The organism is Calidithermus terrae, assembly GCF_003574345.1.
In the GTDB taxonomy this organism is placed as follows: domain Bacteria; phylum Deinococcota; class Deinococci; order Deinococcales; family Thermaceae; genus Calidithermus; species Calidithermus chliarophilus.
In genome coordinates, this window is sequence record NZ_QXDL01000017.1 from 1 (window position 1) to 20,100 (window position 20,100).

19 protein-coding genes and 1 pseudogene are annotated in these 20,100 nt (G+C 68.8%); 6 read left to right on the plus strand and 14 right to left on the minus strand.

The annotated features are described in order from the left end of the window. The 8 genes from Mterra_RS03515 to Mterra_RS03550 all read right to left on the minus strand — a co-directional run. Positions 1-957 (minus strand): glycoside hydrolase family 43 protein (locus Mterra_RS03515; protein ID WP_147372528.1); only part of this gene is annotated, 957 nt, incomplete at its 3' end. Continuing rightward, a complete protein-coding gene (locus Mterra_RS03520) occupies positions 958-2,301 on the minus strand; it encodes a GH1 family beta-glucosidase (protein ID WP_170159539.1) in 1,344 nt (447 codons plus the stop codon). Between the two features lie 34 nt (positions 2,302-2,335). Then, on the minus strand, positions 2,336-3,367 hold the full coding sequence (locus Mterra_RS03525; RefSeq protein WP_245971512.1) for an endo-1,4-beta-xylanase: 1,032 nt from the start codon (positions 3,365-3,367) through the stop codon (positions 2,336-2,338). Next, complete coding sequence (locus Mterra_RS03530) at positions 3,351-4,280, minus strand: carbohydrate ABC transporter permease (RefSeq protein WP_119313912.1); 930 nt, start codon at positions 4,278-4,280, stop codon at positions 3,351-3,353. The genes Mterra_RS03525 and Mterra_RS03530 overlap by 17 nt, the downstream gene beginning before the upstream one ends. 3 nt (positions 4,281-4,283) lie before the next feature. Continuing rightward, positions 4,284-5,261 carry a carbohydrate ABC transporter permease gene (locus Mterra_RS03535; protein WP_245971513.1) on the minus strand — a complete coding sequence of 326 codons (978 nt, stop codon included), beginning with the start codon at positions 5,259-5,261 and terminating at the stop codon, positions 4,284-4,286. A gap of 105 nt (positions 5,262-5,366) precedes the next feature. After that, positions 5,367-6,605 (minus strand): ABC transporter substrate-binding protein, encoded by a 1,239-nt coding sequence (locus Mterra_RS03540; protein ID WP_119313913.1) that lies wholly within the window; start codon positions 6,603-6,605, stop codon positions 5,367-5,369. Positions 6,606-6,764: 159 nt separating this feature from the next. Beyond that, positions 6,765-7,778 (minus strand): LacI family DNA-binding transcriptional regulator, encoded by a 1,014-nt coding sequence (locus tag Mterra_RS03545; protein ID WP_119313914.1) that lies wholly within the window; start codon positions 7,776-7,778, stop codon positions 6,765-6,767. A gap of 530 nt (positions 7,779-8,308) precedes the next feature. Continuing rightward, a complete protein-coding gene (locus Mterra_RS03550; protein WP_119313915.1) occupies positions 8,309-8,578 on the minus strand; it encodes a hypothetical protein in 270 nt (89 codons plus the stop codon). A 221-nt stretch (positions 8,579-8,799) separates the two neighbouring features. Here Mterra_RS03550 and Mterra_RS03555 point away from each other — a divergent pair, with 221 nt between their 5' ends. From Mterra_RS03555 to Mterra_RS03575, 5 genes are all read left to right on the plus strand, one after another. Further along, positions 8,800-10,083 (plus strand): hypothetical protein, encoded by a 1,284-nt coding sequence (locus Mterra_RS03555; RefSeq protein WP_147372529.1) that lies wholly within the window; start codon positions 8,800-8,802, stop codon positions 10,081-10,083. Positions 10,084-10,531: 448 nt separating this feature from the next. After that, positions 10,532-11,338, plus strand: a complete 807-nt coding sequence (rfbF, locus tag Mterra_RS03560; RefSeq protein ID WP_119313917.1) for a glucose-1-phosphate cytidylyltransferase — start codon at positions 10,532-10,534, stop codon at positions 11,336-11,338. 10 nt (positions 11,339-11,348) lie between these two features. Next, entirely contained in the window at positions 11,349-12,389 is a 1,041-nt protein-coding gene (locus Mterra_RS03565) for an NAD-dependent epimerase/dehydratase family protein (RefSeq protein WP_119313918.1), read from the plus strand. An 82-nt stretch (positions 12,390-12,471) separates the two neighbouring features. Beyond that, positions 12,472-13,638: a methyltransferase C-terminal domain-containing protein gene (locus Mterra_RS03570; protein ID WP_119313919.1), complete on the plus strand. Its 1,167-nt coding sequence runs from the start codon at positions 12,472-12,474 to the stop codon at positions 13,636-13,638. 132 nt (positions 13,639-13,770) lie between these two features. After that, positions 13,771-14,991: a class I SAM-dependent methyltransferase gene (locus tag Mterra_RS03575; RefSeq protein ID WP_119313920.1), complete on the plus strand. Its 1,221-nt coding sequence runs from the start codon at positions 13,771-13,773 to the stop codon at positions 14,989-14,991. A gap of 118 nt (positions 14,992-15,109) precedes the next feature. Here Mterra_RS03575 and Mterra_RS03580 read toward each other — a convergent pair whose 3' ends face one another. The 6 genes and pseudogenes from Mterra_RS03580 to Mterra_RS03600 all read right to left on the minus strand — a co-directional run bounded on the left by Mterra_RS03580 (position 15,110) and on the right by Mterra_RS03600 (position 17,474). Further along, positions 15,110-15,349 (minus strand): ferredoxin, encoded by a 240-nt coding sequence (locus Mterra_RS03580; protein WP_027891593.1) that lies wholly within the window; start codon positions 15,347-15,349, stop codon positions 15,110-15,112. A 169-nt stretch (positions 15,350-15,518) separates the two neighbouring features. Further along, positions 15,519-15,971: a hypothetical protein gene (locus Mterra_RS03585; RefSeq protein ID WP_119313921.1), complete on the minus strand. Its 453-nt coding sequence runs from the start codon at positions 15,969-15,971 to the stop codon at positions 15,519-15,521. Between the two features lie 31 nt (positions 15,972-16,002). Further along, entirely contained in the window at positions 16,003-16,488 is a 486-nt protein-coding gene (locus Mterra_RS03590) for a hypothetical protein (protein ID WP_119313922.1), read from the minus strand. Between the two features lies 1 nt (position 16,489). Next, positions 16,490-16,720, minus strand: coding sequence for a hypothetical protein (locus tag Mterra_RS23025; protein WP_245971514.1), 231 nt, complete (start codon positions 16,718-16,720; stop codon positions 16,490-16,492). Between the two features lie 240 nt (positions 16,721-16,960). After that, a pseudogene (locus Mterra_RS23630) lies at positions 16,961-17,239 on the minus strand (DUF2442 domain-containing protein); the annotation flags it as partial. Continuing rightward, the gene (locus Mterra_RS03600) at positions 17,226-17,474 is read right to left on the minus strand and encodes a DUF4160 domain-containing protein (RefSeq protein ID WP_119313924.1); all 249 of its coding nucleotides are present in this window, start codon (positions 17,472-17,474) and stop codon (positions 17,226-17,228) included. The pseudogene Mterra_RS23630 and the gene Mterra_RS03600, both read right to left, overlap by 14 nt. Before the next feature lie 135 nt (positions 17,475-17,609). Here Mterra_RS03600 and Mterra_RS03605 point away from each other — a divergent pair, with 135 nt between their 5' ends. After that, positions 17,610-20,012, plus strand: coding sequence for an ATP-dependent helicase (locus tag Mterra_RS03605; RefSeq protein ID WP_119313925.1), 2,403 nt, complete (start codon positions 17,610-17,612; stop codon positions 20,010-20,012). Positions 20,013-20,100 lie beyond the last annotated feature (88 nt).

Genomic DNA, 20,100 nt, shown 5'->3' on the forward strand with positions numbered 1-20,100 from the left:
TTTCAGGCGCCGGGGCAGTCGGGGCAGCTCCCGTACAGGACGATCTCGTGCCGCTCGGCGCGGCCAGCCGTCGGGGGCCCACTCGAGCTTCTGGACGGCGGTCTCGCGGCCCAGGTTGCAGCGGCGCAGCGGGGCGGTGGGCGGGTCGAGCGGGCGGCCGGTGAGGTGGACCATGTACCACTCCCCCGCCGGGGTCTCCACCAGCGAGGCGTGGCCCGCCTTCTGCAGGGGCAGCTCGGGGTGATCCCGGGCGGTGAGGAGGGGGTTGGCGGGGTGGACCTCGTAGGGCCCGAAGATCGAGCGCGAGCGGGCCAGGGTCACGGCGTGCTCGTAGGAGGTGCCCCCCTCGGCGGTGAGCAGGTAGTACCAGCCGCCGCGCTTGTAGAGGTGCGGCCCCTCGGTGACGCCCAGGCAGGTGCCGCGGAAGATGTTGCGCACGGGGCCCACCAGCTCCTGCCGCACGGGGTCGTACTCCTGCAGCAGGATGCCCGCGAAGGCGTTGCGGCCCTTGCGGTGGTCCCAGACCATGTTCAAGAGCCACTTGCGCCCGTCGTCGTCGTGGAAGAGCGAGGGGTCGAAGCCGGAGGAGTTGAGGTAGACCGGCTCCGACCACGGCCCCTCCACGCGCTCGGCGGTGACGAGGTAGTTGTGGGTGTCCTTGAAGGGGGCCTCGGGCGCCCAGGTCTTGACGTCGGTGTAGACGAGCCAGAAGCGCCCGTCCGCGTAGCTCAGGCAGGGGGCCCACACGCCCCCGGAGTCGGGGTTGCCCAGCAGGTCGAGCTGCGAGCGGCGGGCCAGGGGCCGCCCCGCCAGCCGCCAGTGCGCCAGGTCGCGCGAGTGGTGGATCTGCACGCCGGGGAACCACTCGAAGGTGGAGGTGGCGACGTAGTAGTCCTCCCCCACCCGCACGACGGAGGGGTCGGGGTTGAAGCCAGGCAGGACGGGGTTGCGGATCATTCAGCCGGCCCCCGCGCCGCCCTCGAGGAAGCCCTTGAGCCAGCGCCCGCTCTGCTTGAGGCGGCGCTCCTGGGTGGCGAAGTTGACGTAGAACAGCCCGAAGCGCTTGTCGTAGCCCTCGGCCCACTCGAAGTTGTCCAGCAGGCTCCAGGCGAAGTAGCCCTTCAGCGGAACCCCCTCCCGCACGGCCTGGGCGCACTTGCTGAGGTGGGACTGGTAGTAGGCCGTGCGCCGGGGGTCGTGGATCTCGCCGTCGTCGTCCACGCCGTCGGGGTAGCAGGCCCCGTTCTCGGTGATGTAGACGGCCGGCGGGCGGTACTCGCGGGCCACCCGCGCCACGATCTCGCGGATGCCGTCGGGGTAGACCTCCCAGTTCATGTAGGTGTACTCGCCCTCCGGCCGCACGTGCTCGACGAAGAGGGGGCCCTGGCCGCCGTGCCGCACCACCGAGCGCGAGTAGTAGTTGACGCCCAGGAAGTCGAGGGGGGCGGCGACGGCCTCGAGGTCCCCCGGCTCCACCCGGGGCACCATGGCCCCGTAGAGCTCCCACACGTCGCGCGGGTAGCCGAAGCCGAACAGCGGGTCGAGGTACCAGCGGTTGAAGAAGCCGTCGTAGCGGCGGGCGGCCTCGAGGTCGCGGGGGTCGGGCGTGGCGGGGTGGGTGGGGGTGAGGTTGAGGGTGACCCCCACCCGCGCCCCGGGGACCGCCGCCCGCAGCGCCTCTGCTGCCAGGCCGTGCCCCAGCAGCAGGTGGTGGGCGGCCTGCAGCGAGAGGGCGAAGTCCTGGCGACCGGGGGCGTGCACGCCGTTGCCGTAGCCCAGGTAGGCCGAGCACCACGGCTCGTTGAGGGTGATCCAGTGCTTGACGCGGTCGCCCAGGCGCTGCCCCACCACGGCGGCGTACTCGGCCAGGGCGTGGGCGGTGTCGCGCTCGGGCCAGCCGCCGGCGTCCTCGAGGGCCTGGGGCAAATCCCAGTGGTAGAGGGTGGCCCACGGCGTGATCCCGGCCTCCAGCAGCGCGTCCGCCAGCCGGTCGTAGAAGTCGAGCCCGGCGTCGTTGACCGCGCCGCGGCCCTGGGGCAGCACGCGGGGCCAGGCGACGGAGAAGCGGTAGGCGTTGACGCCCAGGTCGCGCATCAGCGCCACGTCCTCGCGGTAGCGGCGGTAGTGGTCGCAGGCGACGTCGCCGGTGTCGCCCGCGCGGGTCTTGCCGGGGGTGTGGCTGAAGGTGTCCCAGATGCTGGGGGCGCGGCCGTCCTCGAGGGCGGCCCCCTCGATCTGGTAGGCGGCGGTGGCGGTGCCCCACACGAAGTCGCCGGGGAAGTCGTCGCGTCGGATGGTCATGGTCGTGGTCCTCGTCAGGGTCGGGTCGGGCCGCTCAGGGGGTGCCCCCCAGGGCCCGCAACAGGGCGTGGTAGGCCGGCTTGGGCCGGTAGAGCGCGTCGAAGATCAGGGGCTCGGCGGCGGCCCGCCAGGAGTAGGCGTCGGTGAAGCCCCACAGCGTCACGGCGGTGCAGCGGGCGACGGCGCGGCAGGCCTCGAGCACCTCGGCGTACACCCGGGCCTGCGCCTCCAGCCGCTCCTCCCTCGTGCCCGCCCCCCTCAGCAGCACGTCGAGCTCGGTGATGTGCACCTCCAGGCCCAGGTCGGCGAAGCGCTGCAGGTTCTCCCGCATGCGCGCCTGCCGGGGGGAGAAGGTGCTGTCGAGGTGGGCCTGGAAGCCCACGCCGTCGATGGGGACGCCCTTGGCCTTGAGCGCCTTGAGCAGGGCGTAGATCTCGTCCGACTTCGTGTTTATGCCGTCGGCGCCGTAGTCGTTGTAGAAGAGCTTGGCCTGGGGGTCGGCGGCGCGGGCGAAGCGGAAGGCGTGCTCGAGGTAGTCGGGGCCCACGGCCCGCAGGAAGGGGGTCTCGCGCAGGCCGCCCCGGTCGCTCACCGCCTCGTTGACCACGTCCCAGTAGGCCACCTGGCCGCGGAAGTGCCCGGCCACCGCCTGGATGTGCTCCTGCATCACCGCCAGCATGGCCTCGCGGGAGAAGGCGCCGTTGCGCACCCACGCGGGCAGTTGCTCGTGCCAGATGAGGGTGTGGCCGCGTACCCGCTGGCCGTGCTGGCGGGCGAAGCGCACCAGGGCGTCGGCGCCGGCGAAGCCGTACTGCCCCCGCTCGTTGCTCAGCGAGGCCCACTTCATGGCGTTCTCGGCCACCACCAGGTTGAACTCGCGGGCGAGGATCTGGGCGTACTCGGGCTCGAGGGGGTCGTACAGCGCCCCGCCCACCGCCGCGCCGATCAACAGCCCGCGCTGTTCGGCCAGCGCGCGCAGCGGGGCGGGCTGGGCCAGGGCCAGCGAGGCCAGCACCGCCGCCCCCGCGGCGAGCGTGCGGAGGAGGGGATTAGCTCTTGACCGCACCGGAGGTCAGTCCTTCCATGAGCTGCCGGGCGGCGAAGACGAACAGCAGCAGCAACGGGGCCACCAGCAGCGCCGTGCCGGTCATGATCGCGCCCCACTCCACGTCGGTCGCCCCCTGTAGGGTGCGCAGCACCACCGGCAGGGTCTGGGTCTCCTGGCTGCGCAGGATCACGGCCACGTCGGCGAAGCGGTTCCAGGAGCCGATGAAGGTGATCAGGCCCAGCGTGCCCAGCACCGGCCGCACCAGCGGCAGCACGACGCGCCAGTAGATGCCGAACTCGCTGCACCCGTCGATGCGGGCGGCGTCCACGAGGTCGCGGGGGATGGCCGAGGCGATGTACTGGCGCATCATGAAGATGCCGATGGCCCCGGCCATGCCCGGCAGCCACAGCGCCTTGGGGGTGTTGATCCAGTCGAAGAGGTGGAGCTGCCCCAGAAAGGTCCCGGCGAAGGCGTTGGCGAGGGGGTCCATGGCCCGGTCGAGCTGGGTCATGACCAGGTAGAAGGGGATGAGGTTGAGGATGGCCGGGATCAGCAGCGTGGCCTGCACGAAGGCGAAGAGCTGGTTGCGCCCGCGGAACTCGTACATGGCGAAGGCGTAGCCGGCCAGGCTGCAGAAGAACAGGTTGCACAGCGTGACCACCAGCGCCAGGTAGACGTTGTTCCAGTAGGCCCGCCAGAAGGGGATCTTCTCGAGCAGGATCTGGTAGTTCGTCGCCAGGTCGTCGCCGAACCACAGCGGCGGCGGGGAGCCGAAGATCTCCGAGCGCTCGTGGGTGGCGAAGACGAACATGAAGTAGAAGGGGGCCAGCGTCGCCAGCCCGCCCAGCAGCAGCAGCCCGTAGCCGCTCAGCCGGGCCAGGCCGCCGCCGAGGCTGCGGCGGGCGACGGGTTTGGGTGCTTGTACGGCCATGCCTCACTCCCCCCTTCCCTGGGCCGCGCGCCCGAAGACGAGGTTGTTGATGATGGTGAGCACGGCGATGACGATGAACAGCAGCCAGGCGATGGAGGCCGCCGTGCCCATCTCGAGCCACTCGAAGGCGGTGCGGAACATGTACATCGCCACCGTCTGCCCGCCCTGCGTGGCCGAGCTGGCCCCGCCGTTGAGCAGCACGAAGGGCTCCTCGAAGAGCTGCATGCTGCCGATGATGGTGAGCGAGACCGCGAAGAACATCATGGGGCGCAGCAGCGGCAGCGTCACGAAGCGGAACTGCTGCCAGCGGGTGGCCCCGTCCACCGAGGCGGCCTCGTAGAGCTCACGGGGGATGGCCTGGATGGCCGAGAGGTAGAGCAGGGTGTTCCAGCCGGTGTACTTCCAGATCACCACCAGCGCGATCCCCCACTTGATGGTGGAGTTGAGGAACCAGTTGACGGGCTCGTCGGGCAGGAACCAGCCGAAGAGGGGCAGGGTGTTGAGGTAGGCGATGGTCTGGTTGATCACGCCCTTCTGGGTCGAGAAGAGCGTGCTGAAGATCAGGGCCACCGCGACGGTCGAGGTGATGTAGGGCAGGAAGTAGACCGCGCTGGTGAAGGTCTTGAAGCGGCTGAGGCCCATGTGGATGACGAAGGCCAGCGGGATCGCCAGCAGGTGCTGCGGCAACCCCGAGACCACGCCCAGCCACACCGTGTTGTACATCGCCCGCCAGAACATGGGGTCGGTGAAGGTGAAGCCGTAGTTCTCCAGGCCCACGAACTTCCAGTTGCCCCAGCCGTCGGTCTGCGACCACGACTGGAAGGACATGTACAGCGAGAACAGCGTGGGGTAGAGCCCGAAGACCAGGAACAGGATGAAGAAGGGGCTGATGAAGACGTACGGGGCCCAGCGGCGCTGCAGGTTGCTCCAGCGCATCTGCCGGCTGATGGCCCTGGGAGGGGCGGTGCTGCTGCGTTGCACTGCGACGCTCCTTTCGCTCAAGCAGCGCTCAGGGGGTTTCAGGCCGAGCCCACACCGGACTCCTCGGGTGCGGTGTGGGCTCGAGTCCTCCCGCGACGGGCAGCGCTAGCGCATGCGGCGCTCGATGAGGGTCTTGGCCTCGGCCAGCGCGGCCTTGATGTCCTTGCCCTCGTCCAGCACCTGCGAGAGCGCGGTGCTGATGATCTCGTTGGCGACGCGGTCGTACTTGTTGGCCTCCACCGGCTTGATCTTGCGGGCGGCCTCGCGCCACAGCACGCGGGCCTTCTGGCCGCCCAGGAACTCGACGCCCTGTTCGAAGACGGGGTCGGTCTGGGCCGACAGCAGCGCCGGGAAAGCCCCGATGGCCTTGAAGGCGTCAACCTGCGCGGCGCGGTTGGTGGTGAGGTACTTGATCAGCGTCCAGGCCTCGGCCTTGTTCTTCGAGGCGCTGGGGATGCCGTAGAAGCTGCCGCCCCACGAGCCGTACAGCCCCTCGGGGAGCTGCTGCACGCGCCACAGGCCCTTGGTCTCGGGGGCCATCCAGTTCTGCAGGTGGCCCTGCAGCCAGGCGCCGGAGAACTGCGTGGCGACGGTGCCCTTCTTGAAGCCGTCGTACCACTCGTTGGTCCAGGCCCCGATCTTGGCGTCGAGCCCGGCGTCGCGGATCTGCTTGGCGAGCTCGAAGGCGCGCACGAAGCGCGGGCCGTCCACGACCACCTTGCCGCTCTTGTCGAAGTAGTAGCCCTCGCCCGCGCCCACGCTCGAGAAGATGTTGATCCAGGCCACGTCGGCGGCGTTGGCGATGAGGAAGACGTTCTTGTCCATGGCCTTGATCTTCTTGCCCGCCTCGATGTACCCGTTCCAGGTCATCATGCTCGCGGGGTTGATCCCGGCCTTGTCGAGGATGTCCTTGCGGTAGTAGAAGGTGCCCGGCCCGATGTCTACGGGCATGGCGATGAAGCGGCCGTCGGCGCTGGTGGCCTGGGCGATGGTGTAGGGCGTGAAGAGCTTCTTGTACAGGTCGGCGTTGTAGGGGGGCTTGTTGAGGTCCTCGAAGCCCTGGCCCTCGGCGAAGCGGCCCACGAAGCCGATCTCGATGGCCTCGACGTCGCGCAGGCCCTGCCCGGTGGCGAGCGCGGTGGTCAGGGCGTTGTGGTGGTCGGCGTACTGCAGGGTCACCAGCTTGACCTCGATGTTGGGGTAGAGCTTGTTGAAGCCGGGGAGTTGCGCCTTGATGGCGTCGTCCAGGTTGGGGAACACCCCCACGGTGATCACTTTCTTCTGGGCCAGGGCCAGCCCGCCCAGGGCCAGTGCGGCCAGTAGCACGACTGCAGCTTTCCTCATCCGAAGACCTCCTCGCTCGAGACTCGTCCCTTAAGCCGATTGCCGAGGTTTTGTAAGCGCTTTCAAACCGGGAACTCGAACACCTCCTTCGCGGGATTTGAGGCACGGGCAGAGCGCTTCACAGGAAGCGCCTCCGGGGGATCGGGGGAGTGGGGCACGCTAGCGCACCCCCTGGCGCAGCAGGGCCGTGGACTCGCGCACGACGAGGCGGTTCGCCAGCGGCGCGAAGGCGTAGGGCCGCCCCTCGAGCTTGCTGAGGATGGCCCGGGCGGCCTCGCGGCCGAACTCCAGGGACGGCTGGGCCACGGTGGTGAGGGGCGGGGTGGTGTAGCTCGAGCCCGGCAGGTCGTCGAAGCCGACCAGCGAGACCTCGCCGGGAACCTGGATGCCCCGGCGGTACAGCGCCAATCGCGCGCCGTAGGCCATCTGGTCGTTGGAGGAGAAGATGGCCGTGAACAGCGCGCCCCGCGCGAGCAGGGCCTCCACCGCCATCAGGCCGGAAGGCTCGTGGTAGTCGCCCTCGACCACCAGGCGGGGGTCGAAGTTGAGGTTGGCGTCGGCGAGGGCCCGGCGGTAGCCCTCGAGGCGGTCGCGGGCGTCCTGCTGGTAGAGCGGCCCGGCGATGTGGGCGATGCGCCGGTGCCCGAGGTCGATGAGGTGGCGGGTGGCCTCGTAGGCGCCCTGGACGTGATCGACCGTGAGGCAGTCGGGCTCGAGGCCCGGCACCGTGCGGCCGAGGACCACCGTGGGCAGGCCCCCGGCCAGGGCGCGGAGCTCGTCGTCGGGGAGCAGGCCGCCCATGACGATCAGGCCGTCGATCTTACGCCCGTTGAGCACCTTGAAGGCCTCGCGCTCGGCGTCGGGGCGCCAGTGCCCGCTGGCGAACACCGGGTAGTAGGGGCTGCCGCTGAGGCCCTCCTCGACCCCCTTGATCACCTCGCCGTAGTAAGGGCTGGCGACGTCCTGGGTGATGACCCCAACGCTCATCGACTTGCCCTTGGCGAGCCCCTGGGCGATGAGGTTGGGCTGATACCCCAGCCGCCGGATCGCCTCGTAGACCGCGCGCTCCTTCTCGGGCGCGACCCGGGCCGTGCCGTTGATGACCCTCGAGACCGTGCTCGGGGAGACTCCCGCCTCCCGCGCGACGTGGCTCAAGGTGACCGAATCAGGCACACTTCCCTCCAGGGTGATGGCTCTCGCGACACTGTTGACTGGCTCACAGTAAACCACTCTTTGAAAGCGCTGTCAACAGGATGTCAACAAGCATTTTCCAGATCGATCAATTCCGCACCCTCGAGCCCTCGCGCCCCTTTCACGACAAGCCTGGCCGGGCCAAACCCGGAAAATTCGCCATCTGACAGCCGATCTCCGCGAGGTCCACACCTCAACCGCCCAACGAAACGCCAAGAAAGCGTTTTCTATTCCTTAGTGCCAGCCAAGGCGGAACTGGAAAGGCAGACCGCTAACAGCAGCACCTCGGCTATTCGGCTATTAGCCGTCAGCCCTCAGCCGTCAGCTTGTGGTAAACCCCTCCCCTTCCCTCCCCGCGCGCGGGGAGGGGGTATCCCCCCCGGCCCCCCTTGCTAAGGGGGGTGAAGAAAGGGCGTTTTGCGTCTTGCGTTTGGCGTTTTGCGTACGGCGTACGACGTACGACGTAAGACCCGCATTCAGCTATCAGCTATCAGCGCTCGGCGTCCCACACCTCATGCCCCGTCCCCGCTCACCCGCTCGAGCAGCTCCTCCGCCTCTTGGTAGTACGCGTCCTTGGGGATCAGCACCAGCTCCCCCTGGCGGCGCACCGGGTAGTAGGCGTGCTCGAGGCTCAACGGCAGCCGCGCCTGCTCGCTGCGGCGAAACATGGCCGGAGGATTAAGGCCCGGCAGCCAGAGAAGCCGCAGCCGCTCGTGCAGGCCCAGCCGCACGATCAGGGCGAGGCGCAGCAGCCCCCTGGCGGTGTGCCGGAATCCCCTCACGCCCTCCAGTGTAGCCCCGGCTGATGTGGCGCTCGTTACCTGGGCCGTTAAGCCTCGCGTTTCAGGTGACGGCGCCCCCGCCCCTGCCCCCTCAAGGGGGGCTCTGGCGGGGAAAAGCCCAGTGCCGGGTGTTCCTTAACGCCCGGTTTACGCCGAGTGGCTAGACTCGGGGCAAGGCGTTGAGTCATTCCCGCCCACCCGCGTGAGATCACGGAGGAGAAATGAGACCTATTCTACGGGGCACCGCACTATCACTGGCCTGGATTCTGGCGTCGCTGGCGGCCGCCTTCGGCCCGGAGGACGCCTTGAGGTATAAAGACCCCCGCGCCGACTTAGCCAAAGCCCAGTTCGACGCGGCCCAGCAGGCCCTGCAGCTCGCGCAGGGGGGGTTCGGGGCCAAAGCCCTGCCCACGCTGGCCTTGGGGCAGTCGCCCGACGCGGTCTTCCTGGAGAGCAACCCCACCAGCGGCTACGGGCTGCGCCTGGAGCTCGGCTGGACGCTCAACCCCGGCAGCGTGGGGCAGTTGGCGCGCGACCTCGAGGACCGCCGCCAGTCCTACCTCAACCTCCTGCGCGAGAGCACCCGCCTGGCCCTGCAGGCCCACACCCGCGTGTGGCAGCAGCAGCTCTTCCTGCGCGAGGCTGAAGCCCGCCTGGGCGTGGCCCGCGCCCGCCTGGCCGCCGTCCGCGAGCGGCGCGAGGAGAACCAGGCCACCGCCCTCGACCTGCAGCGCGCCGAGCTGGGGGTCGAGAGCGCCCAGCTCGGCGTCGAGTCGGCCCGCAGCGCCCTCGCCGCCGCCCAGCGCGACGCGGCCCGGTACGGCCTGCGCGGCAACGCCGAGGGCCGCACCGTGCGCTTCGCCACCCCCGACGTCTCCCCCCGCACCACCACGCGTTACCTCAACGAGCTCGCCACCCTCACCCAGATCCAGATCGAGGCCCGCGGGGCCAACTTCTCCTGGCTGCCCGGCTTCCGCGCGGGGGTGGGCATGACCACCGCCCGCGACTCCTTCGGCATCGGCGGCTCGGTGAGCTTCAACGAGGGGGTCTTCTCGGTGGGCACCAGCCTCGACCTGCGCTCCCCCTCCACCGACGAGAACGCCATCGACGCGCCGAGCTGGGGCTTCGTCCTCGAGGCCGAGATCGACCTCGACGCCCTGTTCTTCAACACCGCCTACGGCGCCAACGCCCGCCTGCAGAGCCAGAACCTCGTCCTGCAGACCCTCGAGGCCGAGATCGCCGCCGACCTGCGCGCCCGCCGCGAGCGCCTGGCCCTGCTCGAGCGCCGCCTCACGCTCGGCGAACGCGCCATCGTCCTCGAGCAGCAGTACCTCGCCCAGAGCAAGGCCCTCTACGACCGCGGCGACCTCACCGACGAGGAATACTTCGACCGCATCGCCAACGTTCGCGACGAGATCGAGCTCAGCTTCACCTGGGGCGAGTACATCGACGCCGTGAGCGAGTACCTCGAGATCACCGGGCTGCCCTGGGCCCTGCGGCGGTAAAGCGGTAAGCCATCAGCTATCAGCTATCAGCCGTCAGCAAAAGGCTGGTGGCCTGTGGTTGACCCCAACCCTCCCCGCGTGCGGGGAGGGTTTATCCCCCCCAGCCCCCCTTGCTAAGGGGGGTGACAAGGCGTCCTGCGTACGACGTACAACGTACGACGTAGGACGTAGGACGTGCGTTTTGCGTTTTGCGTCTCGCGTTTTGCGTCTTGCGTACGACGCACGACGCACGACGCACGACCCACGCCCTGCGCCCGGCTATCGGCCACCGGCACTTTGTGAAGTTCCCCGTTATCTTCCCGTTGCCCACGCTACGGCCGCTCATAGGCAGTTAACGCCCCCCCATCTGGGCCGTTGGAGACGGGCCAGCTAGCCCATAACGCGACTGTCACGCTGCCCCCCCTAAGCTGTAGGCTGGGTTTTTCGATCATTCGGGAGGTGTTGAGGCGTGAAGGTAGTGATTCTGGCAGGTGGGGTGGGCAGCCGGCTCTCCGAGGAGACGGTGGTCAAGCCCAAACCCATGGTGGAGATCGGCAACATGCCGATCCTGTGGCATATCATGATGCATTACTCGCACTACGGGTACAGCGAGTTCGTCATCGCGCTGGGCTACAAGGGCGAGTACGTCAAGAAGTGGTTCGCCGACTTCGCCGCCTACTCGGGCAACATGCACCTCGACCTAGGGCGCGGCACCGTCGAGGTGGAGAACCCCCACGCCCTCGACTGGAAGGTCAAGCTCGTTGACACCGGCCTGCACACCAACACGGCCGGGCGCATTAAGCGGCTGCGGCCCTACCTCGACGGCACCTTCTTCATGACCTTCGGGGACTCGGTCTCCACGGTGAACATCCCCGAGCTGCTGCGCTTCCACAAGGGGCACGACAAGCTCGCCACCCTCACCGCCGTGCACCCCCCGCCCCGCTTCGGGCAGCTCGTCCTCGAGGGCGACCGGGTGGCCGACTTCAGCGAGAAGCCCCTCGACACCGCCTGGATCAACGGCGGCTTCGCGGTGCTCGAGCCCGAGGTCTGCGAGGAGTACATCGAGGGCGACGCCAGCGACCTGGCCGAGACCTGGGAGCGCTTGAGCATGGCCGGCGAGCTCATGGCCTTCAAGCACGAGGGCTTCTTCCAGCCCATGGACGCCCAGCGCGACAAGGTGTACCTCGAGAAGCTGTGGGACGGGGGCCGCGCCCCCTGGAAGATCTGGGACGAACACGCCCGCAGCCTCGACGGCAAAGTATTCGGGCAGGTTTAGGAGCATTGCTATGAAGATCCTGGTTACGGGCTACAACGGCTACATCGGCAGCGTGATGGTGCCCTTCCTGCAGAACGCCGGGCACGAGGTGGTGGGCCTCGACAGCTTCCTCTACGAGGGCTGCCACTTCAGCGAGGAGCCCCCCGCCATCCCCTCCATCCGCGTCGACGTGCGGCAGGTCGAGCCCGAGCACTTCGTGGGCTTCGACGCGGTGATCGCGCTGGCCGCGCTCTCCAACGACCCGCTGGGCAACCTCAACGCCCGGACCACCTACGCCATCAACCACTACGGCGTCATCCGCACCGCGCAGGCGGCCAAGAAGGCCGGGGTCAAGCGCTTCCTCTTCGCCAGCTCCTGCAGCCTCTACGGCGCCGGGCCGCAGGACTTCCTCGACGAGACCGCCGGCTTCAACCCGGTCACGCCCTACGGGGAGTCCAAGATCCGCTGCGAGTTCGACCTCGCCCCCCTGGCCGACGAGAACTTCAGCCCCACCTTCATGCGCTGCGCCACCGCCTACGGCTTCTCGCCGCGGCTGCGCTCGGACTTAGTCGTCAACGACCTCACCGGCCTGGCCCACCTCACCGGCGAGATCGCCATGAAGTCCGACGGCATGCCCTGGCGGCCCTTCGTGCACATCGAGGACATCTCGCGCGCCTTCCTGGCGGCGCTCGAGGCCCCCCGCGAGCGCGTGCACCTGGAGGCGTTGAACGTGGGCCAGACCAGCGAGAACTACCGCGTGCGCGAGGTGGCGCAGATGGTGGCGGAGGTGGTCCCCGGCAGCACCGCCACCTTCTCCGACGGGGCCGAGCCCGACATCCGCAACTACCGCGTCAACTGCGACAAGATCAAGGCCGTGCTCCCCGAGTTCAAGCCGGTCTGGACGGTGCGCAAGGGCATCGAGCAGCTCTACGACGAGTACCGCCGCAGCCGCGGCCTGACGCTGGAGAGCTTCAAGAGCTCGCGCTTCATGCGCATCAAGCGCATCAAGGAGCTGCAGGCCGAGGGCAGGCTCGACGAGGAGCTCTACTGGAAGGAGACCGTGCAGTCGTGATGGCGCCTGGGCCGGGCTACCCGCCCAACACCGGGCTTGCGGCCACGGCCACGATTGAAAGACGGGACTTAGAGGGATCGCCGTGAGAAAAATACACCGTTGTCGCTCGTGCGGTTCGGCTCAGCTCAGCAGTTTCCTCGAGCTGGGGAAGCTGCCCCAGGGCCTCATCGGCCCCGAACACCTGGGCGTGCTCGAGATCCGGGTGCCCATCGAGCTGGGCTTCTGCCACCGCTGCGCGCTGGTGCAGCAGATGAGCGCCGTGCGCCCCGCCGCCAGCGAGCCCGAGGACTTCGCCTACTTCGGCCTGGGCAGCCCGCAGGGCTTCCAGCAGTTCGTCGAGGAATTGGGGCTGGGCGAGGCGAGCGTGGTGCTCGAGCTGGGCAACCCGCTGGCCGAGCTGCGCTCCAAGCTGCAGCAGAGCGCCGTCGAGGTGCGGGGGGTGGAGAGCTTGGGCCGCGACTACGCCCAGCGCCACCCCAAGGCCCACCTCATCCTCGCCCACAACACCCTGGCCGAGACCGACGAGCCGGGCGGTTTCATCGCGGCCATCGCGCTGGCGCTGCGCGAGGACGGCGTGGCGTTCTTCGAGAGCCCCTACATCCGCTACCTCATCGAAGGGCGCGAGTTCGACACGCTGCACCCGCAGCACAAGAGCTACTTCTCGGTGACCTCGATCCAGACCCTGCTGCTGCGCCACGGCCTGCGCCTGTTCCGCCTCGAGCGCCACCCCACCCGCCCCGGCCTGCTGCGCTTCTACGCCGGCAAGGCCCGCCCCGCCGAGCCCTCGGTGCACCGCTACCTCGAGCTCGAGCGCCGGCTGGGCATGTCGAGCCTGGCCTTCTACCAGGAGTTCGCCTCCCGCGTGGCCTCGGCCCGCGAGGCGCTGCTGGCGCTGCTGCTGGAGCTGCGGGCCAAGGGCAAGCGCATCGCCGCCTACGGCGCCAGCGCCCGCGCCGTGCTGATGCTCAATTACGTGGGCTTAGGCCGCGAGGTCGTCGAGTACGTCGTTGACCCCGACCCCTTCAAGCAGGGGCTCTACGTCCCCGGCGTCCACCTGCCCGTCTTCTCGCCCGAGCACGCCCTCGTCAGCCGCCCCGACTACCTGCTGATCCTGGCCTGGGACTACGCCCAGGCCGTCATCGAGCAGCAAGCCGAGTTCGCCCGGCTCGGCGGCAAGTTCATCGTGCCGCTGCCGCACCCGGAGATCGTGGGGCCGGTGGTGGAGGACGCGGTGAGGGTCAATCGGTGAATGCACAATGCAGGACGCGTGCCCTACGTCGTACGTCGTACGCAAAACGCGGGGCGCAGGACGTCTCGGCCCTCGACGCCGGCGGCTGAGGGCTGACGGCTGAGGGTCGTCAAACAACGGAGCTTGCACACCATGTCCATCCCCCAACCCCAGACCAACCCCTACCCCCAGGCCAAGCCGGGGGCTAAGCACTGCCGTGCTTGTGGGCATACGGAACTCGAGCCCTTCTACCGTGCGCCCAACATCCCCATCCACTGCATCCGGCTCATCGCCACGCGGGAAGAGGCGCTGGCGGTGCCCCGGGGCGACCTCGAGCTCGCCTACTGCCCGAGCTGCGGCTTCATCCAGAACACCGAGTTCGACTTCGCGCTGCTCTCTTACGACGAGAACTACGAGGAGACCCAGGGCTTCTCCCCCACCTTCGGCAAGTTCGCCAAGGAGCTCGCGCGCAAGCTCGTCGAGGGCTACGGCGTGCGGGGTCAGAAGCTCCTGGAGATCGGCTGCGGGAAGGGGGAGTTCTTGCTCGAGGTCTGCAAGCAGGGCGGCAACACCGGCTTAGGCATGGACCCCGCCGCCGTGCCCGGCCGCCTGCCGGAGGCCCAGGGCGTCATCGAGTACGTCATCGACTGGTACGAGAACCACACCGGGCGCACGCCCGAGGCCGACGTGGTGATGCACCGCCACACCCTCGAGCACATCCCCGAGGTCGCGCAGTTCGTGCGCACCGTGCGCACCCACATGCGCTCCGACGCGCTGTACTTCATGGAGGTGCCCGACGTGCGCCGCATCCTCGAGGAGTGCGCCTTCTGGGACATCTTCTACGAGCACGCCTCCTACTTCACCCAGGGCTCGCTGGGCCGCCTGCACCGCCGCGCCGGGTTCCGCGTGCTGGAGAACGTGCGGGCCTACAACGACCAGTACATCCTGCTCTACGCCCGGCCGGGCGGGCCCAACGCGCTGCTGCCCGAGGAGGACGACCTCGAGCTGCTGAACACCCTCGTCCCGCAGTTCAAACAGGCCGTGGTGCAGGAGATCGCCCGCTGGCAAGGCCTGATCCGGGGCTGGCACGCCGAGGGCAAGAAGGTGGTGATCTGGGGCGCGGGCTCGAAGGGCGTCTCCTTCCTCACCACCCTGGGCCTGCAGGACGAGATCGAGTACGCCGTGGACATCAACCCCTACAAGCAGGGCTTCTACATGCCCGCCACCGGCCACAAGGTGGTGGGACCGGACTTCCTCGAGGCCTACCGCCCCGACGTGGTGCTCGTCATGAACCCCATCTACCTCCCCGAGATCGGCAAGATGCTCGCCGAGCGGGGCCTGCACCCCGAGATGCTAGGGGTAGGGGCGAGGTAGGGGGTTGGCAGAAGGGAGACAAGACGAAGGGCGGGCACAAGGCCCGCCCCTGCAATCGGCGTCTGGCGTCTGGCGTATTGCGTCTTGCGTACGACGTACGACGCAGGACGTACGACCTTTACTCCAACCCCGACATCTTGCGGTTCTTGGCGATGTAGCTCTGCCAGTTCTCCGGCACGTCCTCCTCGGGGTAGATGGCCGAGACCGGGCAGGCCGGCACGCAGGCCCCGCAGTCGATGCACTCGTCGGGGTGGATGTAGTACTGGTCACCGCCGTCGTAGATGCACTCGACCGGGCACACCTCGGTGCACGAGTTGTCCTTCACGCCGATGCACGGCTCGGTAATCACGTGGGGCATGGCTTCACCTCCTGGGGGATAACGGCTTGGGCTCTGGCCGAGTGGCCGCCGTCTGCGCCCTATTGTAAGCAAAATCGCCGGTTGTCAATACCCATTTGGCACGCCGGCCGCAGAGTTGGCTCAGGCGGCTTCAGGAGCTGTAAGCGTCGGTGGCTCGAGGCCTCCGCGCTCAGTCCGAGCGCACCGAGGCGGCGATCCGCTGAGCCCACCCACCGAGCACGGGCAGGGGTTCGACCGACCCGGCTCGAGCGCGCAGCCACCCCCAGACGAAGAGGCCGGTAACCAGCAACATGTACGCACCGACCAGCACCGAGTAGGGCTGGATGAGCGGCACCTCCGAGGGCAGGAGGCGGGGTTGGGGCTGGAGCAGGCCCGCCAGGGAAGCTACCACGGGCTCCCCCACGGCCGTAACGGCGATGAGGGCGGCGATCTGGAGCAGTTGGAGCCTCGAGTACGGGCTCCCCCTGAGCAGAGCCGCCAGTTGCAAAGCCAGCACCGCCAGCACGAGACCCGCGACGCTGGCCTGGGCGTTGAGCCACTGGGGGACGACGTAGAGGCCGATCGCGCTCGCCCAGAGCGAGGCGGCGAGTTGGCGGTCGTCGTGGGGGGCCGGCCGGCTCATAAAAGCTCTCCAACGGGCAATACGGACATGGCTATTTCCCACCTTTCCGAACAGCGGGCTTGCGGACTGGCCGGGTTCCCCGCTTCAACAAAGGCATCGTGATAGGCGGCCATCCCATCCGCGCCGTCATCGCCTGAACCAGCTCTCTCCAGTAAGGCCAGGTGTTCACCGGGAGATTGACGTCACGGAAAATCTCGAAGTACGGCTGGTTGATCGGTTGAGCACTCGTGAAACGCAGCCCGAATTCCGCTTCGATTCTTCCGACGGGTTCGGAAGATTGCTGAGCATCAGTCGCGAGCAGCGAGTAGCGGTGGAAAACTTCAAAGCCGCCGTCTACGAGCGTGTAGCTCGCCTCGTCCGCGACCTCGAGCCGGGTATCAGCGGGCTTGATCGCGAAGCTCCTGGCTTCGACGTTGAGGCGGACCAGTCGAACTTCGAAAAGCTCTAGCCCTTCGATGAACTTCCCATACTCGGCGGGGCTCAGGGCTGATCGGGCGTTGGCAGACCTCTTACTCAAGCTAGGCCCCCAGGAAACGTTGGAAATCCTCTCGCACTTGGGCCACGACGTGGGGTCCACGCAGACGCTCGAAGGCGTTCGCGCGGACTTGGGTTTCGATCTGCCAGCCCCACGCGAGCAGCCGGTGCTCCATGCGGTCGAGCCGTTGGCAGACGTTCTGCAGTTCAAGGTGCAGTCGTTGTTGCGGCGCGCCCTGGGCCACGAGGGCTAGAAGGTAGACCTCGAGGGTCACCCCCTCCTCCCGGGCGCCCTCCTGCAATTCCCGATACAACGTGCGCGGCAGGCGCAGCCGAACCGTACAGTCCGTGGATAGGACGGGGGCCTCCTCCGGTTGTGAGGCCGAAGACTTTCGAGGCCGCCCCCCCTTCCTCCCGTTCTCTCGAGCCGCTGCGGCTTTGGCCGGGCTGCTGACCTTACCCCCTCGCCGCCCTAAACGAGCCATCCACGCTCGCGTCCCGTAGACACCCTTTACGAGGAAAGGCACGCTCACGTCGGCATCCAGCGCTTCCCAGTGGAGACCGGTCCCGGCCGGGGTCACCTCGACCCCGCTCAACGCCTCGTCGCTCGCCCCCTGTAAACCCTCGATCAGGTCAACGCTGACCGATATGCGGCGGCCATCCCTGAGCTCGACCTCGAGTTCCCGCGACAGTGGGTTGTAGCGGGCTTGGCGGGCAGCGGGCTCGGTCCGCTCCGCCGACTCACCCGCCTTCCGAGCGGCCTCAATTTGTCTAAGAAGATCAGCAGTCACCATGGATCTCTCGCCACCATTCCAACAGGGAATCGTTGTTTCGACTCACTGTTTCTATAGCCCTCACCGCGTCGCCGTTTTTGACGGCCCCGCGAATCTCCCGAATCTCTACAGCCTCTCCGTCGAGGCCGAGGAGGATAAGGACTTCACCACCGGCGGTCATGACGTGAACGTGGGGAGGGCGATGATCGTTGGGATATATAACTATCCGGAAGCCACCTATCCTGCGGCTCGGCATTTACCCAAGAGGATATCAGTCTCCCTCACTACAAGGTACAACAGCCGCTTGGGTTTTTCAAATCCGCTTGGGTTTTCCGCTTTTTGACCCTCGACGATGACCGGCTCCGGGGAGCTTTTGGTAGGCTATAAGCCCATGGCGGTGCGCCTGACCGACGAGCAAGAAGCCATCGTGGCCCACGACCACGGGCCCGCGCTGGTGTTCGCCGTGGCGGGGGCGGGCAAGACCACCGCGCTGGTGCACCGGGTCGAGCGGCTGGTGCGGCAGCGGGTCTTCGACCCCCGGCGCATCCTGCTGACCTCCTTCAGCCGCATGGCCGTGGCCGACCTCAAGCGCGCCCTCTCGGCGTGGCCGCACTGCGACGCGGTGCGCACCTCGACGCTGCACGCGCTGGGGCTGTGGATCGTGCGGCGGGCGGCCAAGGAGGGGCTGGTCGCGCTGAAGGACGAGCCGCTGGGCGAGGGGCAGGAGCGCGCGCTGCTGACGAAGACCCTGCGGCGGGCGCGCGAGCTGCGGGTGGGCTACGCCGAGGAGCTCGAGGCCCTCGACCTCGAGGACTTCCTGAGCTACGTGGGGGCCTGCAAGGGCAACCTCCACTACGCCGACCTCGAGGCCGCCGCCCTGCCCCCTCAGGCCTGGAAGGTGGCGCAGCAGGCCCAGGCCCCGGCGGGGCTCGAGTGGTACTTAGACCTCTACCGCCTCTACGAGCAGGTGCGGCAGGAGGAGGGCGCGCTGACGTACGACGACCTCCTGATGGGCGGCTGGGAGCTGCTGGTGCGGCACGAGGGGCTGGCGCAGGCCATGGCTAAGGGCTTCCAGGCGGTGCTCGTGGACGAGTTCCAGGACGTGAACTTGGCCCAGTCGGAGATCCTGCACGCCCTCACCCCCGAGCGCAACTACATGGTGGTGGGCGACGACGACCAGACCATCTACGAGTGGCGCGGCGCCAGCCCGCGCTTCATCCTCGAGTTCGAGCGGCGCTACGGGGCGAAGAAGTACCTCATCCGCGACAGCTTCCGCTGCTCGGCGGCGCAGGTGGCGCTGGCCGGGCGCCTCATCGCCCACAACCGCCAGCGCGAGCCCAAGCGGCTGAGCCTGACCCGCGGCTTCGAGGGGCAGGTCCTCGTCCACAGCCCCGAGAGCGTGCCCGACCAGGCCCGCGCGGTGGTGGGGGAGGTCGCCGAGGCCCTGCGGCGGGGGCTGCGCCCGGGCGACGTCGCCGTTTTGGTGCGGCTCTACGCCCAGACGCCCTACATCGAGCAGGCCCTCATCGAGGCCCAGATCCCCTACCGGGTGGTGGGCAGCCCGCCCTTCTACCGCCGCCCCGAGATCGAGACCCTGCTGGCCTACCTCGAGCTCGGGCGCCTCGAGGCCGAGCCCGACCCCGGGCGCCTGGCCCAGGCCTGGGGCCTGGCCTACAACCGCCCCACCCGCTACCTGAGCCGCACCCTGGCCGAGGCCATCCGCAAGCGGGCCGCCGCCCAGCGCGTGCCCCTGAGCCAGGCCCTGCGGCAGGCCGCCCCCGAGGCCGAGGGGCGCCAGCGCGAGCGGCTGGAGGAGCTGGCGGGGGTGCTCGAGTGGCTGGGGCAGGCCCAGGGCCAGCGGGCCGCCGGGGTGCTGGCCGCGCTCGACGCGCGGCTGGAGTACAGCCGCTACCTGCGCGCCCACAGCGGCTTCCCCGAGGTGGGCGAGGGCCGGGCCGCCAGCGTGAAGGCCTTCCTCGACTACGCGCGCGACAAGGGCAGCGTGCGCGAGCTGCGCGAGCACCTGGGGCACCTCAGCGAGCTCCAGCTCGAGCAAGACAGCGCGGACGAGGCCGTCACCCTGATGACGGTGTTCCGGGCCAAGGGGCTGGAGTGGCCGATGGTGCTCGTCCCCGACTGCACCGAGGGCACCTTCCCCTACAGCGGCAACCCCAACACCGAGGAGGAGCGCCGGCTGTTTTACGTCGCCCTCACCCGCAGCAAGGGCGACACCCACCTCTACGCCCCCCGCTCGAGCGCGCCCTCGCGCTTTCTGCGCGAGGCGGAGGCCGCCGAGACCCTGCAGGCGGTCGAGCGGCTGGGGGCGGCGCTGTCCAAGCCGGCCGGGGAGCTATCGAGCCTCGAGACCCTCGCCCTCGCCCGCGACCTCGGCGCCCTGAGCCTGGAGCGCTACCTCTACCGGTGGTGGCCCGCCCCGCCCGAGCACGCCCGCGCCGTGGCCCAGAAGGTGCTGCGGCTGTTCGCGGCCGCCGAGCGGGAGGGCTGGCTCGAGGCGCTGGGCCTCTCCCCCGCCGGGCGCGAGGTGTGGGAGGCGCTGGGGCCGCTGGAGGCCCCGACCGGCCCCCACGAATTCCGCGACCTGGCCGAATTCCTGCCCCGCGCCGCCGCAGTGGCCTCGCCCGACAACGTGCGCCCGGGCCAGAAGGTGCGGCACGCGCAGTTCGGGCTGGGCACGGTGATCCGGCTGGAGGACGGGGTGGCGATGGTGGCCTTCGGCGACGGGCTGCGGCGGCTGGCCCTGCGCTACGCGCGGCTCGAGGTCGTCGGGGGGTAGGGCTTTGGCGGCCCGGAAACCTTCCCGCCATTCCTGGCTCCACTCCCACCACGACGGGGTTGATGGGTATTTTTCCTCAAATCTCAGC